The organism is Brevibacterium antiquum (assembly GCF_016107655.1).
Lineage (GTDB): Bacteria > Actinomycetota > Actinomycetes > Actinomycetales > Brevibacteriaceae > Brevibacterium > Brevibacterium antiquum.
In genome coordinates, this window is record NZ_JABASX010000003.1 from 1 (window position 1) to 21,604 (window position 21,604).

A 21,604-nucleotide genomic window follows, 5' to 3' on the forward strand; every position below is an offset into this window, starting at 1 on the left:
GAATACTTCCAAGATGTGAAAGTATATTTCCTTATCGCAAAATGCTAGGTGAATGGTGAAAGGATGGCAAACTCATTTCGTGATCTGCCGCACATGCTAGAGTCCAAGCCTGCCGGTGGAATACAGGACTCGTGCGAAGAATATGCACTCGGAGACCCTTCGTCCGCCTGGTCGAGGCGTACAAGGCAGAGATCGTCGACTACGATCTCGCGGGGGTAGCCCTGTTCAGGCGCTCCTGCATGCTTACAGGGTTTGGGCCAGATTGTGTGGGATGAGATCTCTCAATTGAATGGGCGGCAGGCGTTGGCGGCAAGGTTATGCGACACGTCAACAACGTCTCTCTGGCCGTGGCTATCTCCTATTTGGAGGAATCAGAGGATGTATTCTAAGACCGACAGCTGGCTGAGTTCGATGCGATCGACGAGCTCATTTCCGGACCACCCATCTCCGTGCGGGCCAACAGCTAGCTATCTCGCCTGTAGATGGGCTTGGACGAGTGACACTGCGTCGTGTCAGTAGCAGGCGCCACACCATCCTTGCCGAACCGCGCTCGACGGTATGCAGGAGGAAGAGATCATCGTGGCCATGCCAGTTGAGGATACAGCTGATCTCTTGAGGGTACAGCTGATCTCATAATTCGCGAGATGGTCAACGGTCTGGCGGCAGAACTCGGCAGTCTCCTCGGCGGACCCAACAGATTCCGGGGAGCAAATGGCGAGGTGGACACGACTCATCGAGTGGATTGTGTCATGTTCCGGGAATCTCTTTGCCCGGGTCGCAGCCCCGACAACGGATCACCGGCGCGATGCTGGCGAGACCGCTGCAGGCCGCGATCCTGGGAGCCAACCATTCTGGTAGCTTGAAAAGATGGCGCATATCACTCCTCCTCGTGCACGAATTGTGCCCACCAGCAGCCATCTTGAGGCAGAGAACTGATTTGGGGAGACGGCCAGCGACAATCCATCGAGAATGAAAGAGGGGTACGTGCAGAAAATATCTTTGACGGCGTTGATGCGTCACCAACTGGAGACCGCCAAAGGCGCGTCGAGTGGGCGCAGCGCCCGTACTGTCTACGGCGGCCACGAGCATATCCTTCGGCAAACCATGATTGCATTGCGCGCGGGCACTGAGCTCAACGAGCATGAGAATCCCGGCGAAGCCACCCTGCAAGTGCTCCATGGACGAGTGACCCTCATTGCGGACAAGACCCGCTGGAACGGTTCGCCCGGCGACCTCATGTTCATTCCTGACGCCCCGCACGCGCTGGAAGCAGTCGAAGACTCAGTGGTGGTCCTGACGGTGGCGAAGCGGCCATGAACCAGTCCTCAACGCCAATCCATGACATTGTGACGGAAAGGCAGCATGCCTGCTGAGGACCACCACACAGAATCACCAACCGACGGCGAATACAATTCGGGTTGGGTGAGAATCGACGAGGCACGAACTCTTGACGACGAGTCTGCGATCCACCTCGACATCGGTCGACATGAGGTCTGCCTTATTCGTAGTCTGGGCAGAATCCATGCCATTCGCGACGAATGCACTCACGGTCAGGTGCTTCTATCCGAAGGTGACATTGAGGCCGGCTACGTCGAGTGCTGGCTGCACGGCTCCCGGTTCGACCTGGACACCGGAGTCCCCACGGGCCCGCCAGCCACCGAGCCGGTCGCCGTCTATCCCGTTCGCATGACTGACAACGAAATCCAGGTTCGTCTGCCCACCTCGGACGACTGACTCCTTAACGCGCACCCTCCCCTCAATTGTCCCTCCGGGTGTCAGTCGTTCGGGAAGGGCTGATTGCAGCCTGCGAGATCTTCGGGCACAGAGCAAGGGGTGATCTGCCCACAATTCCTCCCCAAACCCCTGTTTTCAGAGGTGCTAATGTGATAATTGCGACCCTAGAATTCATGGGTCAGGCTCCTCACCTGCGGCGCAGAAAGATTCTATGTCCCTCTAGCCCGCAATGCCCAAGGTTAATTGTCTCGTCAACATGACAGTCCAGCTCCGCAACATATACGCTGAACTCATATGCACACCAGTACTCTCACAGTACTGTCTTGGGCTCTCGGCATCGGGATCCCACGATCTCAGCTCGGCCAAAGGAGCACGACTATGTCATCAGACGAACAGCTGACCGGAACATGGGTCATCGACCCCGCACATACTCGCCTCGGATTCTCGAGCCGTCACGCGATGGTCACCCGTATCCGTGGTGCTTTCAACACCGTCGAAGGCAAGGCCGTCATCGACGCTGCGGACCTCTCGAATGCCGAAATCACCATCACGATCGACGTTGACAGCGTTGACACCCGGACCCCCGATCGTGATGCTCATCTGCGAAGCGCCGACTTCTTCGATGTCGAGAACTATCCGACGATCACATTCAAGTCCACCGGGGTCGATGAGGTCGAAGAAGGAAGCTATATCGTCAACGGCGACCTGACGATTCGCGATATCACCCGGCCTGTCTCTGTTCCCCTCGAGCTGCTGGGAGTCGACCGCGACCAGAATGGTGATCTGAGAGCTGGTCTCGAGGGCAAGCGCCGCATCGATCGTAAGGACTGGGGCGTGACGTGGAATACGACCTTGGACTCCGGCGGCCTGCTCGTCAGTGACAAGATCACCCTCGAGTTCGAGCTCTCCTTGATCAAGGAATAGTCAGAAGCACGGATCGCAGGGAGAGGCGGTCAGAGGGCACCCCGCAGTGTCCCCTGACCGCCTCTTAGTCGTGTGCCACGGCTGCTTCGGCGTTAGCGCGGTCCTTGCTGCAGACCTAGGATCGCCATCTCAACCGGGCCGTCATCCTCCCAGTCGAGGATCTTCAGCAGATCCTCCTGAGACACCGATACACAGCCTGCAGTCTTGCCGCTGCCGGTGTTGACGTGGAGGAAGATTGCCGAGCCCATTCCGGGTGTCCCAGCCTCGTTGTAGTCGATGACCTGTCCGTAGTTGTACGCCGGGGTCTGGTACATCGACTCACCGTTATAGCCTTCGGACTTCTTCTGCATTGTGTTGTAGTTCACCGTTGCATCGCCGTCGACCCAGACGTCGTCCTCCGTGACTTGGAGATACTTCGATCCGCCGAATTGCTCGGGTTCCGCTTCGACTCCGAAGCCGTAGCCCATGCCGAAGAGGCCAGACGGGGTCATGCCGTCACCCTCGCGCTTCTCACCCGGTGCAGCGATGCCGTTGGAGCCGACATGACCGTCGGTGTTCAGCGCCGAATAATACTCACCGTCCCACTCCTCGCAGGCCGAGACCGTGGCATCAGCGCCTCCGGTGCCCTTGACCGTGATGACTTTGTCCGCCGTTGCGGCTGAGGGCACCGAACATTCCTCGCCGAGGTGCGATGGTCTGTCTCCGGCATTGCCGTCGACCAGGCCCGCACCGAGGCCCCCGGCCGCCTGGGCGGCTGTGCCGGTGAACATTGAACCAGCGACGAGCGCGCAGGCAAAGCCGGACACCAGCCCTCGACGTGTTCGACGTGATCGGTCAGTTGCAGGTTTCATGATTCCTCTCCTCTTAGTCGGATTCTCACCATTGGGGGGAAGGGCCTACGTCTCCGTCGAGAATACTGGGCTCACGGTGATCCGGGTGGTGTTCGCTCCTCGAGTTCGTGATCCGTGTCGATATCGGGACCAGTGCCGTCCCTGTCGGTGCTGTCGACCTCGGGGCGAGTGCTGACGATGTCGTCCTGATCGGTGCCGCGCCACTTCGCGATGCCGCGCATCACCTGGTGGATGATTATCGCCGAGGCGGAGCCGAGGGCAATGCCCTCGAACTGCAGATTGCCGGGAGTCCAGGTGAAGTTCGCGATTGCGACGATCAGCGCGACGGCGGCGGTGTTGAGGTTGATGGGGTTGGAGAAATCGACTTTGTTCTCCACCCAGATGCGCACGCCGAGCATGCCGATCATGCCGTAGAGGACGGTTGCCGCCCCGCCGAGGACGCCTGGGGGAATGGTGGCGATGATCTCTCCGAACTTCGGCAGCAGACTCAGGAGGAGGGCGATGATGCCGGCGCAGAGGTAGGCCGCCGTGGAGAAGATCCGGGTCGCTGCCATGACGCCGATGTTCTCTGCATAGGTCGTCGTTCCTGATCCTCCGCCGGATCCGGCGAGCATCGTCGAGAATCCGTCAGCGAAGAGGGTTCGGCCGGTGAGCTTGTCGAGGTCACGCCCGGTCATGGCCGACACGGATTTCACGTGTCCGATGTTCTCGGCGATGAGGACGAAGACGACGGGGAGGAAGAGTCCCAGATAGCCCAGGTCGAAGGCCGGAGCGTGGAATTCGGGCAGCCCCACCCAATCAGCCTGACCAACAGTCGAGAAGTCGATCTGTCCCTGCACCCATGCGGCACCGTAGCCGACGAGGACGCCGATGAGGATGGACAGTCGTCCGAGCATTCCGCGAAACAGCACAGTCGTGAGCAGAATGGCCACAATCGTGATGACTGCTGTCAGCGGCGCCTCCTTGACCCAGTCCCAGGCGGCGGGTGCCAGATTGAGTCCGATGAGGGCCACAATCGCACCGGTGACCACTGGCGGCATGGTGACCTCGATCCACCGCACTCCGGCGAAGTGAACGACGATACCCACCAGCGCGAGAGTCACGCCCACGGAGATGATGCCGCCCTGTGCCAGTGCCATGGCATGGGAGTCGAGGTCCTCACCCGAGGTGGCCGCGAACCCGGTGACGGCGCCGATGGGCGCCAGCAGTCCGAAGGACGACCCCAGATAAGAGGGCATCATGCCCTTCGTGATGAGTAGGAAGAGCAGCGTCCCGATGGCGGTGAAGAACAGTGTCGTCGAGGGTGGGAACCCGGTGAGCAGCGGCACGAGGAACGTCGCTCCGAACATCGCCACGACGTGCTGTGCTCCGATGCCCACGGTCCTCGGCCAGCTCAGCCGCTCTTCCGGAAGGACCGTCTCACCGGGACGAATTGTCTTCCCGTCCCCATGCAGCTTCCAGCCCTTGCGGCTGTCCGTCGAGTCGTTCTCTGCGCTCACCGATTTGCGCGATTCCACCATCAGTCCCCTCATCCGACCGCCCTGCGGCGGCTTGCAGCCTGTCGTCGTTCGTTCGTCACCGAGAGCAGTCTATTCTCCTCCGGCATTCATCGAGGCGGCCGCGGGGAAGCAACAGGTTTGATACGCTATTGAACACTGTTCAGGGCGAGGTGGCCGGGCATTGTCCGATACAGCCGTGCTCGACCTCCCCGCAGCAGACTGCATGCGCTCATTGCGCCACACCTATGAAGGAGCACCACCAATGACCAGCTGGTTCTACGACCTTGCCGATTCCGTGCTCGACGGCCACGCGATCACCGAAGAACAGGCGCTTCGACTGCTCACCGCCGACGACGATGACCTCGTCTCACTCGTCGATGCTGGTGCCAGGGTCAGACGCCGGCATTTCGGAATGACAGTCAAGGTCAACTACCTCGTCGATCTCAAATCGGGGCTGTGCCCGGAGAACTGCAGCTATTGCTCTCAGGCGCTCGGCTCCCAGGCACCGATCCTCAAATATTCGTGGCTCAAGACCGATGAAGCGGTGAAACAGGCCAACACCGGAATTGACGGTGGAGCCTCTCGCGTGTGCCTTGTGGCCAGTGGCCGGGGACCCGGCAACAGGGACATCGATCGCGTCACCGATATCGTGGCCCAGTTGAAGGACGATCATCCCGAGGTCGAGGTCTGTGCCTGCCTGGGCCTGCTCAAAGACGGACAGGCAGAGACACTGCGCAATGCCGGAGTCGACGCGTACAACCACAACATCAACACCGCCGAATCCTTCCACGACACCATCGTCACCTCGCACACATATTCCGATCGCACGGCCACGATCGCCAAATCGAAGGCGGCGGGTCTTTCTCCCTGCAGCGGCCTCATCGTCGGACTGGGTGAGAGCAGCGAACAGATCGTCGAGGCCCTGTTCGCGCTCAAAGACCTCGACTCGGCGTCGATCCCGATCAACTTCCTAGTGCCATTCGATGGCACCCCGATGGAAGGCCAGTGGAACCTGACGCCGACTCAATGCGTGAAGATCGTGGCGATGGCCAGATTCGTCTGCCCCGACAGGGAAATCAGGCTCGCCGGCGGGCGCGAGATCCATCTCCGGTCCCTGCAGGCGATGGCTCTGCACCTCGCGAACTCCATCTTCCTGGGTGACTATCTCACTGCAGAGGGACAGGCCGCCGAGGAGGACCTCGCACTCATCCGCGACAACGGCTTCACAGTCATCGGGCAAGAGGACATCCCGACCATGGCCGCGACTCCCACGCTGAGGAGGCGCGGCGCAGGGACACAGCAGACAGCCAACGCCTGAGGCCGCAGACGACGGAGACCGAAACGAAGGAAGGCCGCCACCGGGGCGTGATCCCAGTGTCGGCCTCCTACCGCGAATATGCTGACCCAACTGCCGTTCAGATATCGCGGAGTTGGCGTTTGAGGATCTTGCCTGCCGAATTCTTCGGCAGTTCGGCGACGAAGTCGACGCGTTTGGGAACCTTGAATCCAGCCAGACGGCTCTTGACGTGGGTGACCACGTCCGCCTCGGTGAGCTCACCTTGCTCAGGTTTGACGACGACAAAGGCGGTGACCGCCTCGATCCACTTCTCATCGGCGACACCCACAACCGCCACCTCGGCGACCTGCGCGAGTTCGAAGATCGCATCTTCGACCTGCCTGCTGGCCACGAGGACGCCACCGGTGTTGATGACATCCTTGACCCGGTCGATGACCTCGATGAAGCCTTCATCATCTCGTTTGACCAGGTCACCTGAATGGAACCAGCCGTTGTCGAAGGCCTCGGCTGTAGCTTCGGGCCTGTTCCAATAGCCTTCGCACAGCTGTGGGGACCGGTAGAGGATCTCACCCTGCTCACCGACCGCAACATCATTGCCGTCACCGTCGACGACCCGGGTCTCCACGAACAGCACTGGGCGTCCGGCCGAGCCGGGGTGGTCGTCATGCTCCTCTGGCCGCAGCACCGAGCAGAGCGGTCCCAGCTCCGACTGACCGAAGCAGTTGTAGAAACCGAGCTTCGGCAGTCGTTCGCGAAGCTTCGTCAGCACCGGCCCGGGCATGATCGAGGCGCCGTAGTAGGCCTTGCGCAGGCTGTCGAGATTGCGTGTGTCGAGATCAGGGCTGTTGGCCAGTGCCACCCACACTGTGGGAGCGGCGAAGAAGGAGTTGATCTCGCGTTCTTCGAAGATGGCCAGAAGCTGTTCGGGAACCGGGGCGGGGACGATGATGTTGTGCGCACCGATCGCCAACAGCGGCAGCAGGAAGACGTGCATCTGTGCCGAGTGGTAGAGGGGCAGTGCATGGACGACCCGATCCGAGGCGGAATGGTCGAGGCTCATCAGTGACGACATGTATTCGTGAACGAGGCCACGATGTGTCATGATCGCGCCCTTCGGCGCCGAGGTGGTCCCTGAGGTGTAGAGCAGCTGTGCGACGTCTGTATCGGCGACGTCGAATTCTCCCGTCGCCACCGGTGCGATGCCGGTGGCTGTCGCGGGCGCGAGGAGTGTGGAGAAGTCCTTGACCTGAGCACCGGCCCCGGTCGGTGTTGCGGTGACCGCGTCGAGGAGGTCGCCGTCGGCGAAGACGATCGTCGCTGAAGAATTCTCAAGGATGAAGTCCAGTTCCTCGTTTTTCAGCTGGTAGTTGACGGGCACATGGATCAGTCCGGCGCGAGCACAGCCGAGGTAGAGGAGCAGGAAGAGGTCGGAGTTCTTGCCATACGCGGCGATCCGATCGCCTTTCCGCGCTCCGAGGCTCAGCAGTTCACGTGCAACGGCGGTCACGGCGGTGTCAAGATCCCGATAGTTCCACGTGCGATCGTCGAACTCGACGGCAATGTCGGTGCGGAAGCGTTCGGCGCTGCGACGCACGATATCGGCGACGGTGGAGGAGAAGTGAAGATCGGGCGATGCCGAGTCTGTGTGGTCTGTATTCGTCGCATTCGTAGTCATGACCCAAATCTATAGCTGAACGATCGTCAGGTGAACCGCGTCGCACACTTTTCTGACGCGTCCCACGATTCTCAGACCGCTGGCCCCCTCGATCGCAGGATCGCTTCGGGCGTATCTGTCTGACCGTGACCGTCCGGATGTAATACTGTGGTGGCATGAGATACCCGAAGGTCAGTGAATGTGTGGACGTCTTCGAAACACTGTGGCCGACGGCCCTGGCCGAGAGCTGGGATTCTGTGGGTCTGGCAGTGGGGGACCCCGATGCCGAGGTGCGTTCGATCCTGCTCGCGCTCGACCCCATGGACGCGGTCATCGCCGAGGCGGTGGTGCTGGGTGCCGATCTCGTGTTCAACCATCATCCGCTCATGCTCAAACCCGTGAAGTCCGTCAACGCTGCAACCTTGAAGGGCGGCGCCGTTCACACCCTGATCAGCAACGACATTGCCTTGTTCAACGCCCACACGAATGCGGACTCCGCGCGCGGGGGAGTCTCAGATGCGCTCATCTCCCTGCTCGGCATCGAGGACGCAGTGCCACTCGTCCCTCATGCAGAGGGATCGACCACCGGCATCGGCCGCGTCGGAGACCTTCCCACGCCGATACCCGTCCGCGATATCGCCCGCACTCTCTCGAACCGTCTGCCGCGGACAACGACCGGAGTGCGCATCGCCGGCGACCCGGCCGCAGCCGTCACCCGAGTCGCCGTCTGCGGTGGAGCGGGGGACTCCCTGTTCGACGAGGTCAGGGCCAGCGGCGCAGAGGTCTACATCACCGCTGACCTTCGCCACCATCCCGCCACCGAGGCGCGCGACACCGCCAACAGGCAGGGAGGTCGACCACAGCTCATCGATGTCTCCCATTGGGCTTCGGAGACCGTCTGGCTCACCGCGGCCGCCGAACAGCTGGAGACCGAATTCGCCGAGCGCGGACTCAGCGTCGCACTGCAGCATTCGGCGGTCAACACCGATCCCTGGGTCGAACGCTATTGACTCGCTGCACACGGCCCCTGACGCCTCGATGACAAGGAACCCAGAATGCTGATCACCGCCGAACAACGCACAGAACTCGAGTCACTCATCGAACTCGCCGCCCACGGACGCGCGCTGCGGCACGAGCACGACAATCCCACCCAAGCGTCGGAGCTGAAAGACCTCGTGTCTCAGCACAAGGAGCTCGAGACCAAGAAGAGCGAGGCCGCCGAGGTGGTGGAGAAGTTCCGTACCGAGGTTGCCGAGCATGCCGCGTCCATCGAGACCCAGAATGGCCAGATCAAGAAGAAGACGGTCGAACTCAACGACGGTACCGGACTGACCAGCCGAGATCTCGTGAATCTGCAGGGCGAGATCGCCGGCCATGAGGAACGGGTCGCTGAACTCGAGGAGGCTGAGCTCGGCTCCATGGAGGAACTCGAATCCGCTGAGGCCGCCCTCTCAAAGGTGGAGTCCTCCCTCGCGGAGGTGATCGCATCCGGCCGTACCATGCAGACGGCCATCAAGGACCGCAAAGCGGAGTTGGCCGCGGAGCTTGAGGCCAACAGCGCCTCGGCCCAGAAGCTGAAGGCCGACCTGCCCGAGACATTGGTTCGACAGTTTGACCGGAATGTCGCTGCGGGCGGGCCCGGGGCCGCGATCCTGAACGGGCCGAACTGTCAGGCCTGTGGCCAGGAGATCAGCGGCATGGCGTGGACGAGCATGCTGCTCGATGACCCGAATCAGACCTATGAGTGCGAAGAGTGCGAAGCGGTTCTGCTGCGCAAGGGCTGAGGTCGGCCCACGGACTGTGACCGACCTCTGAGAGCTACAGGGCCTCAGTCGCGCAGGACGATTGTCAGCGCCGCCGGTCGGCTCTTGGCATGTGGGGTGAACTCGACCTCATAGGACTCTTCTGCCCGTGAGAGCAGATCCGCAGAGCTGGTCGGCAGCTCACGCTCGTCTGCGAGCAGTCGGCCGACGAGTTCGCCGCGATAGTACTTCGCCCAATGGGAGACCACGCTGCGTTTGGTGCCGTTGACCTTGACTGCCCCCAGGGTCACGACCTGCTCATGCGGGCCCGGCCAAGCGGCTCGGTAATCGCTGGAGCGGCAGTCGAGGATCACCTCGTCGGGGTCGACCGTGAAAGATTTGGCCAAGACCGGCTTCCACCACGACGACAGCTTTCCGAGGGTACCAAGGTCCGTCTTCATCGCCAGCCGATAGGCGGGGATCGGATCGAGACCGTTCACCTGGCCGAAGAGTGCTGAGAACACGTGAACGTTGCGCAACCGTTGTGCCAGGGTCTCGTCGGCCATGGCATCGGCAACGAGGTCCGGGGCGCCCATCGCTTCGTAGAGGACTCCCGAGTACGTCTGCAGGGCCGGGGCGCAGGGGAGGGTGTCGAGATTGACATTGCGTTCGACGTCGGCTGAGAGTGAGGCTCCCACACCCAGCTGATCCAGTGCGTCTTTTCGTTTGGAGACCTTCTGCAGGGCACTCAGGACCTTCTTGCGCTGCGGGTTGAGATCCGGTGCCGAAAGCTCTGGGAGGTCGAGTGCGGAACCCGAGCTCGCTGGAGTCTTACCTTCTGAGGGCGGCAATAGGATCTTCACCTCACCATCGTAGGTCCCAACCCCTGGTCCTCGAATCGCTGTCCACGTTAGTTTCATCACTGTTGGCTCGAGGCTGCGATGAAGGGTCCCGGCGATGAGGGTAGACTTCTGTACTCGAGGACAGGTCACCAGACGGTCGCGGCTCTCTCACGAGGGCTGAGGAACGTCCGGGCTCCACAGAGCAGGGATGGTGGGTAACACCCACCCGGGGTAACCCGCGGGCCAGTGCAACAGAGAGCAGACCGCCCAGTTTCGACTGGGTAAGGGTGAAACGGTGGTGTAAGAGACCACCAGGGTGCCGGGTGACCGGCGCCGCTGGGTAAACCCCATCCGGAGCAAGATCAGACAGGCGACGTTCGAGGCTGCTCGCCGAGTCGTCGGGTGGATTGCTTGAGGCCGGTGGCAACATCGGTCCCAGATAGATGACCGTCCGTCGAGAAGGGCAACCGACTCGATGACAGAACCCGGCGTATCGGTGGCCTGTCCTCACCTCACGTCCGGCTGCCGCGTCAGATCTAGACAGAGCCCTTCTTCACTTTGGCTTTACCGTTATTGGCGGCCAATATGGCGGCGCCGACGATTCCCGCGTTGTTGAGCAGCTTCGCCGGCTTCAACTCTGCACGCGTGCGGATCAGGTGCAGGAACTGTGTGTGCGACTTCGAGATCCCTCCGCCGATGAGGATCACATCCGGGGCCACGAGAAGCTCCACTTGGGAGTAGTACTGCTGCAGCCGTCCTGCCCACTCTTCGTAGCTCAGGTTCTCGCGCACCTTGACCGATTCCGCAGCCTGAGTCTCAGCGTCCCGACCGTTCATCTCGAAATGTCCAAGCTCCGTGTAGGGCACCAACCGGCCCTGGGTGAACAGCGCCGTACCGATGCCGGTGCCCAGGGTAGTCAGCAAGACCGTCTTCTTCCGGTGCTTGCGCCCAGCGCCGAAGGTCATCTCCGCCAGTCCCGCGGCATCAGCGTCGTTCATGATGAAGAAGCGGCGCCCTGTGTGCTCGGCGAGGATCCGGGTGATGTTCGATCCGATCCAGGTCCGGTCGAGGTTCGCTGCATAGTCCACATGGTCGTCACGGACGACGCCGGGGAAGCCGCAGCCGATCGGCAGGGCGTCGAGAACCGACCGGTCATCGACGACTCCCAGCTCGAGTGCAGTGGAGACGAGGAGCTCGATGAGTTCGGCCATCGCCGCACCGACCTCTGGGGGAGTGCTCGGCTTGGGGGTGAGGACGCGGACCCGCTTGAACGCGAGATTTCCCGTCTCTGTGTCGACGAGGCCGGCCTTGATGCCGGTTCCGCCGACGTCGACTCCGATGGCGAAGCGTCCCTGCTGTTCGTCGGTCATGTCAGTCCTGTCGATTCGGTCCTGCTGCGATGGCTGCATCGGCATCGGGGAGGGTGAGGATATCGGCACCGGTCTCGGTGACGACAAGTGTGTGTTCGAACTGGGCGGAACGCTTCCGGTCCTTGGTGACCACTGTCCAGGCGTCGTCCCAGACGTCCCAGTCGACGGTTCCGAGGTTGAGCATCGGTTCGATGGTGAAGATCATTCCCGGTTCCATCACCTCGGCGTGGGCGGGCGCGGCGTCGTAGTGGGGAACGATGAGGCCGGTGTGGAACTCGCGGCCGACGCCGTGTCCGCTGTAGTCACGGACGACTCCGTAGTCGAAGCGCTTGGCATACTTCTCGATGACTCGACCGATGACGTTGATCTCGCGGCCCGGTTTGACGGCTTTGATTCCGCGCATCGTGGCCTCCCACGTCCGCTCCACGAGCAGACGGGACTCGTCATCGACCTCGCCGGCATAGAAGGTGTAGTTCGTGTCTCCGTGCATGCCGTCGATGTAGGCGGTGATGTCGACGTTGACGATGTCCCCATCGGCGATGACCGTCGAGTCGGGGATGCCGTGACAGATCACCTCGTTGAGCGACGTGCACACGGACTTCGGGAACCCGCGATAGCCCAGAGTCGAAGGATAGGCACCGTGGTCGCAGATGTACTCATGGGCGACTCGGTCGATCGCATCGGTGGTCACTCCGGGTTCGATCATGTCACCGACAACGGCCAGCGCGTTCGCTGCGATCCTGCCCGCCGCGCGGACCTTTTCGATCTCCTCGGCGGAGTAGAAGTTGCTGCCCCTGCCTTCGTCGGCATCGGCGCGGCCGACGTATTCAGGTCGGGTGATGTTCTGGGGGACACCCAGTTCAGGAGAGATGGTTCCGGGCGTGAGCAGGCGAGGCGTATCAGTCATGGTGACTCCGATTCTAGAGCGGTTGAGCCCAGATGTTCCACAATTGCGCTGCCTGTCGGTGCGAGGGGGGCCATCGGAGTGGAATTAGAATGGAGACAGGTATTGTCGCCTGCGTGTGCGACGACAGGTTGCCACAATGGACGAGATGCAACGGAAGGGGAAATGATGAACGAGCAGACTGCCCCGGTCGGTCCCGAGTTCTCCGGTCTCAGCGATGTGGTGAGTCTGACGAGCGCACCCCAGCAGATCGCTGACCACATCCTCTCCGGCATCGCTGTGGGCGCGCTTCCCGAGGGCACACTGCTGCCCGGTGAACGAGCCCTTGCCGCCGATCTTCAGGTCTCACGCTCGAGTGTGCGGGCGGCACTGCTGCGGCTGGAGCGTCTCGGAGTCGTCGAACGGCGGCGTGGGCGCGGCGGCGGAACTTTCGTGTCCAGCGCGGAACCGACGGCTCTGGCCCCGATGGCCGGTCGCATCGGTGAGTTCCATGCCGAACGCAGAAATCTTCTCGATGCCCGTGCGATCTTCCAGAACAGTCTGGCCGCGACTGCGGCTCTGCGGCGAACCGAGGACGAGCTCACGGAGCTCCGGGAGTTGGCACAGAGGTACTCTGAACGCGCCGAGGCAGGTGTGGCCCGAACAGCTGATGCACAGTTCCACTTCGCCATCGCTCGAGCCGGGCACAATCCCGAGCTCGTACGCATGGCCATCGACATCGACACCAGGATCAACGCAGGCTTCCGCCACGACCCCTTCTCCCACAAGCTCTTCGACCATGCGGTGGCCGATCACGCAGCCATCGTCGAGGCGATCGCCGACCAGGATGCGCAGGCCGCCGGCCAGCTGTGCGAGGAGCACTTCCGGTCGACGACGATGCCGCCGGCCAGCTGAGCTCATTCCGGTTCCGCCGCGGCTTCCTGCGCCCGGCTCCCACGCGTACAGGACTGCCCTGAAACAATCAGGACCGCTCTGAAGCAATCAGTACCGCCCTGGGACAAGGCGGAAGGCCGACACCAGGACAAAGGGTGTCGGCCTTGCGCATCTGTGTTTCAGTCGAGGTTCACCCGAACTCGTGCGCTCAGTTCGCCAAGGCGTGCTCGACGGAGACGGCCTCGAGACCGAAGGCCTCGGCAACGTTGTCGTTGGTGACGTGACCATTGTGGATATTGAGTCCACGAGCCAGGCCCGAGTCCTTCGACAAGGCTGCGTGCCATCCCTGGTTGGCGATCTTGACCGCAAACGGCAGAGTCGCGTTCGTCAGTGCCGCCGTGGCCGTATTGGGCACCGCACCGGGCATGTTCGCCACGCAGTAGTAGATCGAATTGTGCACCTCGAAGGTGGGATCATCGTGGGTGGTGGGCCTCGAGTTCTCGAAGCACCCGCCCTGGTCGATGGCGATGTCGACGAGCACCGAGCCCGGCTTCATACCCGCGACCATCTCGTCGGTGACGAGCTTCGGTGCCTTCTTGCCGGGGATGAGCACCGAACCGATGACCAGGTCGGCAGAGGCCAGGGACTTCGTGATCTCGTATTTGTTCGAGACCTTCGTCGCGATCGCACCGGCAAAGGTCTCATCGATCTGACGCAGGCGGGGAATGTTGATGTCGATGACTTCGACGGCAGCACCCAGGCCCAGGGCCATACGAGCGGCGTTGGTGCCGGCGACTCCTGCGCCGATGACGACGACATTTGCCCGTTCGACACCGGGGACGCCTGAGAGCAGGATGCCGCGACCGCCCGAAGCCTTGAGCAGACTGTGGGCACCGACCTGCGTTGACAGCCGCCCGGCGATCTCACTCATCGGTGCCAGCAGCGGCAGGCCTCCTCCATCGGGCGCAACCGTCTCGTAGGCGATCGCGGTGGTCCCCGCACTCATCAGTGCCTGAGTCAGCGCTTCATCGGCGGCCAGGTGCAGATAGGTGAAGAGGATCAGGTCCTTGCGGAGGAAACCGTATTCTTCGGCGATGGGTTCTTTGACCTTGAGGACCATGTCCCCGGCGGCCCAGGTGGATGCCGCGTCCGCAGCGATGGCGGCACCAGCCTCGGTGTACTCATCATCGGTGATGAATGACCCTACTCCGGCGCCAGCCTGAACCGTGACTTCATGTCCGTGTGAAACGAGCTCGTGGACACCGGCAGCGGTGATGGCGACGCGGAACTCGTTGTTCTTGACCTCTGTGGGCACTGAAATGCGCATAACTTTCCTTCTCTCATGTTGCCCCATGATGTTGGCCCATGGGCAGTTCCAGCCAGGTCGAACTGTGGCTGAGGATACATTCCACTGTATTCCGTTGAAGGTCTGCAGGGCAAACCTTTATCGGCAGGATTCGTGCAATTGTCTGCGGATTCGGTGGAATATCGACCACACGGGCACGGAAAACCATATTTTGTCGCGTTCAGACACGGAAGCGGTCCATTTTTTGCACGTCACAGGCGTGTGCGAGCGAAGTCGTGCGGTGAGGTCCTGGCGGCGACGGGCAGAACCGGTAAGCTGAAATCTGTCAGGGATTCACCACACCCACGATGAAGGGTTCGACATGGGACTGTTCAAAGATATCGACGATGCCGATTCGAAGTACTACTTCAATCTGAAGACCAACTCGGTTGAGCGTGGCCTGGTCAGCGATGCGGACCACCGCATGGGCCCCTACGAGACAGAGGAAGTGGCTCGATCCGCCCTCGAGCGGGCCCAGGCCCGCAACGAAGAGTGGGAAGAAGACGACAAGAAGTGGAACGGCTGAGGAATGTCGCGTCAGGAAGAATTCGTTCTTCGCACCGTTGAAGACCGTGAAGTCCGCTTCATCCGCCTGTGGTTCACCGACGTCCTCGGCGGGCTGAAGTCGGTCGCAGTGGTTCCGGCAGAGCTCGAAGGAGCATTCTCCGAGGGAATCGGCTTCGACGGGTCCGCCGTCGAGGGGCTCTCACGAGTCTATGAGGCCGATATGGTCCTCAAGCCCGATCCCTCAACGTTCTCGCTGCTGCCGTGGCGTGGCGAGAAGGAACCCACCGGGAGGATGTTCTGCGATATCCACGTGCCCGGGGGAGAGCCGGCCCAGGCTGATCCGCGCAACGTTCTCAAACGGACGCTGGCGAAGGCCGCGGAGAAGGGTTTCTCCTTCTATGTTCACCCGGAGATCGAGTTCTACCTGTTCAAGACCGACAACCTCGATCCCGGCACCGGCATCCTCGAAGGAACCAGGCCCATCCCCGTCGACACTGCCGGCTACTTCGACCATGTCAACGGCGGCACCGCCAACGACTTCCGCCGCTCCGCAGTCACCATGCTTGAAGCCATGGGACTGTCCGTCGAGTTCTCCCATCATGAGGCCGGCCCAGGGCAGAACGAGATCGACCTGCGCTACGCCGATGCGCTGACCATGGCCGACAACATCATGACCTTCCGATCGGTGATCAAGGAAGTCGCGATCTCTCAGGGCGTCTACGCATCCTTCATGCCCAAGCCGCTCAACGATCATCCGGGCAGCGGAATGCATACCCATGTCTCACTCTTCGAGGGGGAGAACAACGCCTTCTTCGAGCCCGGAGCCATGTATCAGCTGTCGAAGAGCGGCAAGCAGTTCATCGCCGGCCTCCTCACCCACGCAGCAGAGATCACTGCGGTGACGAATCAGCACGTGAACTCGTACAAGCGTCTGTGGACAGGTCACGAAGCCCCGTCATACATCTCCTGGGGACACCGGAATCGTTCGGCCCTGATCCGCGTGCCGCAGTACAACTCGGGGAAGTCCTCCTCCGCGCGCATCGAATACCGGGCTCTTGACTCCTCTGCCAACCCGTACCTGTCCTATGCCCTCATGCTCGCGGCCGGGCTGAAGGGCATCGAAGAAGACTACGAGCTGCCTGAGGAGGCCGAGGACAACGTGTGGCAGCTCTCGGACACCGAGCGCCGTGCGATGGGAATCCAAGCTCTGCCCTCCAGCCTGTCCCACGCCCTTGAGATCATGGAGCAGTCCGATCTCGTCGCGGAGACGCTGGGCGAAGAGGTCTTCGACTTCTTCCTGCGCAATAAACGGCAGGAATGGAACGACTACCGCGCTCAGGTCACTCCGTACGAGCTCAGCAAACACTTCACCTCAATGTAGTCTCATGGCCCGGATCACTTCGCGCACCTCGGTCGTCACCGAGTCAGCCGCTCGTTTCCTCGACGAGATCAATGAACTCCTCGGCCACCCCCTGGCCACCGACTCACGCTTCATCGATCTCCTCGAGGCGACCCCGGATCCGCACGCGGCCGCCCTGGGTCTGCTGCGGGTCCTGGAGGCCGCAGGCGAGTCTGCGCCGCAGTTCCTCGATGCCATCCGTTCGGGGACCGAGGCAGATCTCGCCGAGGATGAGATCGACCGCGCTCTGCTGCGACGGGTGCTCGCAGTCATGGGCACATCCGAGGCGATGGTCGACCACCTTGTGCGGCATCCGGAGTCTCTGCCGCAGCTGGTGGAGCGGTCACCGTTCCTGATGATCTCCACCCCAGCAGCCTCGGCGGCATCGTTGCGCAACGATCTGCTGGCCAGTGTGGGAGCCGATCCTGATGATCCGGCACCCACGGCGGACCACCGAGGCGAGGAGGCGATCAAAGATCTCCGTCGCACCTATCGCGATGCACAGCTGCGGCTGGTCGCCGATGATCTCGTTGCCGAGGCGCCCGAGGAGATCGTCGATCATGTGATGGCCGTGCTCTCGGACCTGGCGGCTGCTGCCATGGATGCGGCTCTGGCCATCGCCAGGGCAGAGCTCGATCCTCAGGGCACGGTTCGCATCGCTGTGATCGCACTGGGCAAGACCGGGGCGCGCGAGCTCAACTACGTCTCCGACGTCGATGTGGTCTTCGTCGTCGATTCGTCGACGACTGATGAGCAGCGCGATCTCGCCACGGAGGTTGCCCAAAGGATGCGCGGCATCCTCGCCGACGCTGGCGCGGAGCCTGCACTGTGGGAGGTCGACACGGCGCTGCGTCCCGAGGGCAAGGCCGGGGCACTGGTGCGCACGATGTCGGAATTCGTCCGCTACTATGCGGACATCGCGAAGAACTGGGAGTTCCAGGCTCTCCTCAAGGCTCGGCCAGTGGCCGGTGACGTCGGGGTGGGCGAGGAATTCGTCGAGACGCTCCTGCCACTTGTATGGGAGGCCGCCAGCCGGCAGGGGTTCATCGACGGCATCCGCTCGATGCGCCGTCGCGTGGTCGACCTCATCCCTGCCGCCGAGGCGCCCAGGCAGATCAAGCTGGGACGTGGAGGACTGCGCGATGTGGAGTTCTCCGCACAGCTGCTCCAGCTGGTCCACGGTCGCACGGACGAGGAGATCCGCACACCGAACACGCTCGTGGCTCTGGAGGAGCTGGGCGAGCACGGGTACATCGGAAAAGAGGATGCCTTCGTCTTCTCCGCCGCCTACCGGTTTATGCGTGTGGTCGAACACAGAGTCCAGATTCCGCGGATGCTGCGCAATGCACTCATTCCCGACGACGACGAGAAGCTGCGCATCCTCTCGCGATCGGTCTTCACCTCCGGCTCACGAAGCGGATCCCGGCTGGAAGAGACCCGCAAGGACTATGCGAAGCAGGTCACCCGTCTCCACGATCAGATCTTCTACCGACCCATCCTCGACGCGGCTGTCGGAGTGCACGGTGCCGTCGTCGACGCCCACAACCGGGGCAGCAGCATGCAGGCTGCCGCCGACCGCCTCCAAGCCTTCGGCTATCGCGACCCGCAAGGCGCTTTGTCCCACATCAAGGCGCTGACTTCCGGCATGTCACGCACGGCACTCGTCATCAAACAGGTGCTGCCGGCGCTGCTGGACTGGTTCTCCGACGGAGTCAGCCCCGATGCCGCGCTCCTGGCCTTTCGCCGGCTCACAGACTCGCTGTCATCCTCCGGCTGGTTCCTCAAGATGCTCCGTGATTCCGGTCTGGCCGCGAAGTCGGTGGCCGACGTGCTCTCGCTGTCCGGCTATGCCAGTGAACTGCTGCTGCGCCAACCCGCCGCGGTCGCCTGGTTGGACAACTTCGACAACCTCACACCCCGCGATCCGAAGGCCCTCGAGGCCGAAGTCGGAGGCCTCCTCAAACGACATGCGGCATCTGCGATCACACCGATCCGTGAGACCTACAGCCGTGAGCTCCTGCGCATCGCTCTGCGTGACGTCCTCGATGTCGGGGACCGGGCGACGGTCCCCGGTGACCTTTCGGCACTGATGGATCTGGCAGTCAGGGGCGCCCTGCAGGCCGTCCGCATGGACATCGACCAGCCTGAGACGCCACCGTACGAGTTCGCGATCATCGCAATGGGCCGGTGGGGCGGAAACGAGATCGGCTACTTCTCCGATGCCGACGTGACGTTCGTCTACCGCTCTGTCGGTGAGGAGCTCGGGGCCGAGGACAAGGCAAAGCTGAGCAAGCACGTCAACAAGCTCGCACTCGGTCTCGGCAGCCGGCTCAAAGCCAGCGACGCTGCCCAGGGCATCGATCTCGATGCGGATCTGCGGCCTGAGGGTAAGAACGGGCCGCTGGTCCGAGCCCTGTCGTCCTACCGGGCCTACTATGCGAAGTGGTCTCAGCCCTGGGAGGCACAGGCGCTGCTGAGAGCTCGTCCGGTCGCCGGTGACTCCGGCCTCATTGAGGACTTCATCGAACTCATCGATCCGCTGCGGTATCCGGTGGAGATGACGACGAAGGCGCTGACCCAGGTCCGCACGCTCAAAGCGCGGATGGAGGATGAGCGTCTGCCTCGCAATGCGGACAAGCGGCGACACCTCAAACTGGGTCGGGGCAGTCTCTCCGACGTCGAGTGGACGGTCCAGCTCCTGCAGCTCCAGCACGCCCACCAGATTCCCGGCCTGCGGACAACCTCGACGCTGGCAGCTCTCCGTGTCGCAGCCGAAGAAGGGCTCATCCCCACGGATGATGCCGAAGAGCTCGCGGCCGCATGGCAATTGGCGACAGATGTGCGATCAGCGGTCATGCTGTATCGGGGACGCACAGCCCAATCGCTGCCGGAGGAGCACTTCGAGCTGGAGGCCACGGCCCGACTGCTCGGATATCCGGCGGGCGGCGGTCACGAACTCGAAGACGACTATCTGCGCACCACCCGCCATGCCAGGAACATCATGGAAGAGCACTTCTACGGCTTCTGAGAAGCGCGGTCAGGCCCCATCGAATTCGAGGCCCAAGAGTGCGTTCTCAACGACTTCGGGCAGAGCCGGATGAATCCAGTACTGCCGCTTTGCCACTTCGTCAGCACGCTGTCCGAACGCCATCGCCTGGATCAGCGGCTGGACGATCATCGACGCTTCGTGACCGACGATGTGGGCGCCCAGGATCTGATGCGTCGACGTATCCGCGATGAGCTTCACGATGCCGGGGTCATCGGCCATCGCCCAGCCGTACGCCACGTCGGAGTACTTCTGCACCTTCACACTGATATCGTGACCGGCCTGCCGGGCCTCATCCTCTGTGATACCGACGTAGGCAACCTGAGGTGAGGTGAACACAGCACCGGGAACCGCGTGATGGTTGACCTCCCGCAGATCCGCCTCGGCGGCGCTGCCCGGCTCTCCGGCCGTCACGTCGACGGCGAGATTGTCACCGACGACATCGGCCTCGTGATTGGCGACGTGTTTGAGCTGGTGTGGGGAGCTGATGTCGCCGAGGGCGAACACGCCGGGGACCGGCTGCCCGTGGGCGAGGACACGCTGGCGTGAATCGACGCTGAGACGCGCATCATCGAGAATGTCGAAGCCGGCTTCGACCACATTCAGACCCGTGGTGTTCGGCGTCCGTCCGGTGGCGATGAGAACCGCATCCGCGTCTATCTGCGAGGGAAGATCGACATCGCCGAGGCGGCCGCTTGCCTTCAGAGTCACCGACACCTGGTCGTCGTCGAAACTGTATGAGGCGACCTCGGCTCCGCGGTGAACCGTATGGGTGCGTTCGAAGAGGTCCGTGAACTCCTGTGAGACTTCCTCATCGATGTTGCCGAGCAGGCGGGGGCCACGTGCGATCACCGTCACCTCGGTGCCGAACCCGGCGAAGACGTGGGCGAACTCCATTGCGATGATGCCGGATCCGATGATGACCAGCCGTTCTGGCTTCTCAGGGATGCGCATGATCGAGTTCGACGTGAACACGGGATAGCCGTCTGTGTCCACACGCTGCGGATCCAGGCCTTCGGCTGCGGGGATGACAGGGGAGGCGCCGGCCGCGATGACGATGCGATCGGCAGTGATCTCCTGACCCGAGGCGGTGCGCACCGTCTTGGTACCAGTGAAGTGAACGTGTTCTGCCAGAACAGTGACATTCGGTTGGCGATCGCCGCTGCGGTAGTCCCGGCCTCCGGCTTCGATGGCGTCGACACGGTCGAAGATCCGCTTCTGCAGCGCCGGCCAGTCGACGCTGTTGAACTCCGTAGAGAGGTTGTAGTGCTTCGCGTCGGCAGCCTGTTCGGCGATCGTGGCGGGATAGACGAACATCTTCGTCGGAATGCACCCGACGTTGAGGCAGGTTCCGCCGAAGTGCCACTCCTCAGCAATCGCCACGTTGAGGCCGGAGAATCGGTCGTCGAGGAACATGTTCCCCGAGCCTGTGCCGATCAGAAGGAGATCGAAATGCGTCATTGTCCATCCCTGTGTCAGTTGTGGTCACCATAGAAAGCCGCCCTGGTCAGAAGCGCTGAAGGGCGCCACGGGTGACAACCCGTGACGCCCCCCACTGTATTCCCTGCAGCTGCTGTCACATACGCCTTGCAGCAGTCCGCGAACCCTAGGACTGTG

At 62.2% G+C, this 21,604-nt stretch carries 18 protein-coding genes and 1 other RNA gene; 11 read left to right on the forward strand and 8 right to left on the reverse strand.

Features of this window, described 5'->3' with window-relative positions:
- Positions 1-984 precede the first annotated feature (984 nt).
- From JFC13_RS05475 to JFC13_RS05485, 3 genes are all read left to right on the forward strand, one after another.
- Positions 985-1,317 carry a cupin domain-containing protein gene (locus tag JFC13_RS05475; RefSeq protein WP_198396112.1) on the forward strand — a complete coding sequence of 111 codons (333 nt, stop codon included), beginning with the start codon at positions 985-987 and terminating at the stop codon, positions 1,315-1,317.
- Between the two features lie 45 nt (positions 1,318-1,362).
- Positions 1,363-1,734 carry a non-heme iron oxygenase ferredoxin subunit gene (locus tag JFC13_RS05480; RefSeq protein ID WP_198396113.1) on the forward strand — a complete coding sequence of 124 codons (372 nt, stop codon included), beginning with the start codon at positions 1,363-1,365 and terminating at the stop codon, positions 1,732-1,734.
- Between the two features lie 378 nt (positions 1,735-2,112).
- On the forward strand, positions 2,113-2,658 hold the full coding sequence (locus JFC13_RS05485) for a YceI family protein (protein ID WP_198396114.1): 546 nt from the start codon (positions 2,113-2,115) through the stop codon (positions 2,656-2,658).
- A gap of 92 nt (positions 2,659-2,750) precedes the next feature.
- Here the strand turns inward: JFC13_RS05485 and JFC13_RS05490 are convergent, their stop codons facing one another.
- Positions 2,751-3,509 carry a L,D-transpeptidase family protein gene (locus JFC13_RS05490; RefSeq protein ID WP_198396115.1) on the reverse strand — a complete coding sequence of 253 codons (759 nt, stop codon included), beginning with the start codon at positions 3,507-3,509 and terminating at the stop codon, positions 2,751-2,753.
- Positions 3,510-3,580: 71 nt separating this feature from the next.
- Entirely contained in the window at positions 3,581-5,029 is a 1,449-nt protein-coding gene (locus JFC13_RS05495) for a uracil-xanthine permease family protein (protein ID WP_232488261.1), read from the reverse strand.
- Positions 5,030-5,270: 241 nt separating this feature from the next.
- On the opposite strand from JFC13_RS05495, the gene bioB reads away from it, so the two are divergent.
- The gene (gene bioB, locus JFC13_RS05500; RefSeq protein ID WP_198396116.1) at positions 5,271-6,326 is read left to right on the forward strand and encodes a biotin synthase BioB; all 1,056 of its coding nucleotides are present in this window, start codon (positions 5,271-5,273) and stop codon (positions 6,324-6,326) included.
- Positions 6,327-6,423: 97 nt separating this feature from the next.
- On the opposite strand, the gene JFC13_RS05505 is transcribed toward bioB, so the two are convergent.
- Positions 6,424-7,980, reverse strand: a complete 1,557-nt coding sequence (locus tag JFC13_RS05505; protein ID WP_198396117.1) for a fatty acyl-CoA synthetase — start codon at positions 7,978-7,980, stop codon at positions 6,424-6,426.
- Between the two features lie 155 nt (positions 7,981-8,135).
- Between JFC13_RS05505 and JFC13_RS05510 the strand changes: the two genes are divergently transcribed.
- Positions 8,136-8,969, forward strand: coding sequence for a Nif3-like dinuclear metal center hexameric protein (locus tag JFC13_RS05510; RefSeq protein WP_198396118.1), 834 nt, complete (start codon positions 8,136-8,138; stop codon positions 8,967-8,969).
- Positions 8,970-9,014: 45 nt separating this feature from the next.
- Positions 9,015-9,743 (forward strand): zinc ribbon domain-containing protein, encoded by a 729-nt coding sequence (locus JFC13_RS05515; RefSeq protein WP_198396119.1) that lies wholly within the window; start codon positions 9,015-9,017, stop codon positions 9,741-9,743.
- 44 nt (positions 9,744-9,787) lie between these two features.
- Here JFC13_RS05515 and JFC13_RS05520 read toward each other — a convergent pair whose 3' ends face one another.
- Positions 9,788-10,564 (reverse strand): YaaA family protein, encoded by a 777-nt coding sequence (locus tag JFC13_RS05520; protein ID WP_198396120.1) that lies wholly within the window; start codon positions 10,562-10,564, stop codon positions 9,788-9,790.
- 120 nt (positions 10,565-10,684) lie between these two features.
- On the opposite strand from JFC13_RS05520, the gene rnpB reads away from it, so the two are divergent.
- Positions 10,685-11,052: RNase P RNA component class A (gene rnpB, locus JFC13_RS05525), an RNA gene on the forward strand.
- A 27-nt stretch (positions 11,053-11,079) separates the two neighbouring features.
- Here rnpB and ppgK read toward each other — a convergent pair.
- Both ppgK and map read right to left on the reverse strand, forming a co-directional pair.
- Positions 11,080-11,913: a polyphosphate--glucose phosphotransferase gene (ppgK, locus tag JFC13_RS05530; RefSeq protein WP_198396121.1), complete on the reverse strand. Its 834-nt coding sequence runs from the start codon at positions 11,911-11,913 to the stop codon at positions 11,080-11,082.
- A 1-nt stretch (position 11,914) separates the two neighbouring features.
- Positions 11,915-12,820: a type I methionyl aminopeptidase gene (gene map / locus JFC13_RS05535; RefSeq protein ID WP_198396122.1), complete on the reverse strand. Its 906-nt coding sequence runs from the start codon at positions 12,818-12,820 to the stop codon at positions 11,915-11,917.
- Positions 12,821-12,985: 165 nt separating this feature from the next.
- Here map and JFC13_RS05540 point away from each other — a divergent pair, with 165 nt between their 5' ends.
- A complete protein-coding gene (locus JFC13_RS05540; RefSeq protein WP_198396123.1) occupies positions 12,986-13,711 on the forward strand; it encodes a FadR/GntR family transcriptional regulator in 726 nt (241 codons plus the stop codon).
- 187 nt (positions 13,712-13,898) lie between these two features.
- Here JFC13_RS05540 and ald read toward each other — a convergent pair whose 3' ends face one another.
- Complete coding sequence (gene ald / locus JFC13_RS05545; protein WP_198396124.1) at positions 13,899-15,017, reverse strand: alanine dehydrogenase; 1,119 nt, start codon at positions 15,015-15,017, stop codon at positions 13,899-13,901.
- 340 nt (positions 15,018-15,357) lie between these two features.
- Between ald and JFC13_RS05550 the strand changes: the two genes are divergently transcribed.
- Genes JFC13_RS05550 through JFC13_RS05560 form a run of 3 tightly spaced genes read left to right on the forward strand, consistent with a single transcriptional unit; the run spans position 15,358 to position 19,969 of the window.
- Positions 15,358-15,561 carry a hypothetical protein gene (locus tag JFC13_RS05550; RefSeq protein ID WP_198396125.1) on the forward strand — a complete coding sequence of 68 codons (204 nt, stop codon included), beginning with the start codon at positions 15,358-15,360 and terminating at the stop codon, positions 15,559-15,561.
- 3 nt (positions 15,562-15,564) lie between these two features.
- A complete protein-coding gene (glnA, locus tag JFC13_RS05555) occupies positions 15,565-16,923 on the forward strand; it encodes a type I glutamate--ammonia ligase (protein WP_198396126.1) in 1,359 nt (452 codons plus the stop codon).
- A gap of 4 nt (positions 16,924-16,927) precedes the next feature.
- Positions 16,928-19,969: a bifunctional [glutamine synthetase] adenylyltransferase/[glutamine synthetase]-adenylyl-L-tyrosine phosphorylase gene (locus JFC13_RS05560; RefSeq protein ID WP_198396127.1), complete on the forward strand. Its 3,042-nt coding sequence runs from the start codon at positions 16,928-16,930 to the stop codon at positions 19,967-19,969.
- Between the two features lie 9 nt (positions 19,970-19,978).
- On the opposite strand, the gene JFC13_RS05565 is transcribed toward JFC13_RS05560, so the two are convergent.
- On the reverse strand, positions 19,979-21,448 hold the full coding sequence (locus JFC13_RS05565; RefSeq protein ID WP_198396128.1) for a mycothione reductase: 1,470 nt from the start codon (positions 21,446-21,448) through the stop codon (positions 19,979-19,981).
- Positions 21,449-21,604 lie beyond the last annotated feature (156 nt).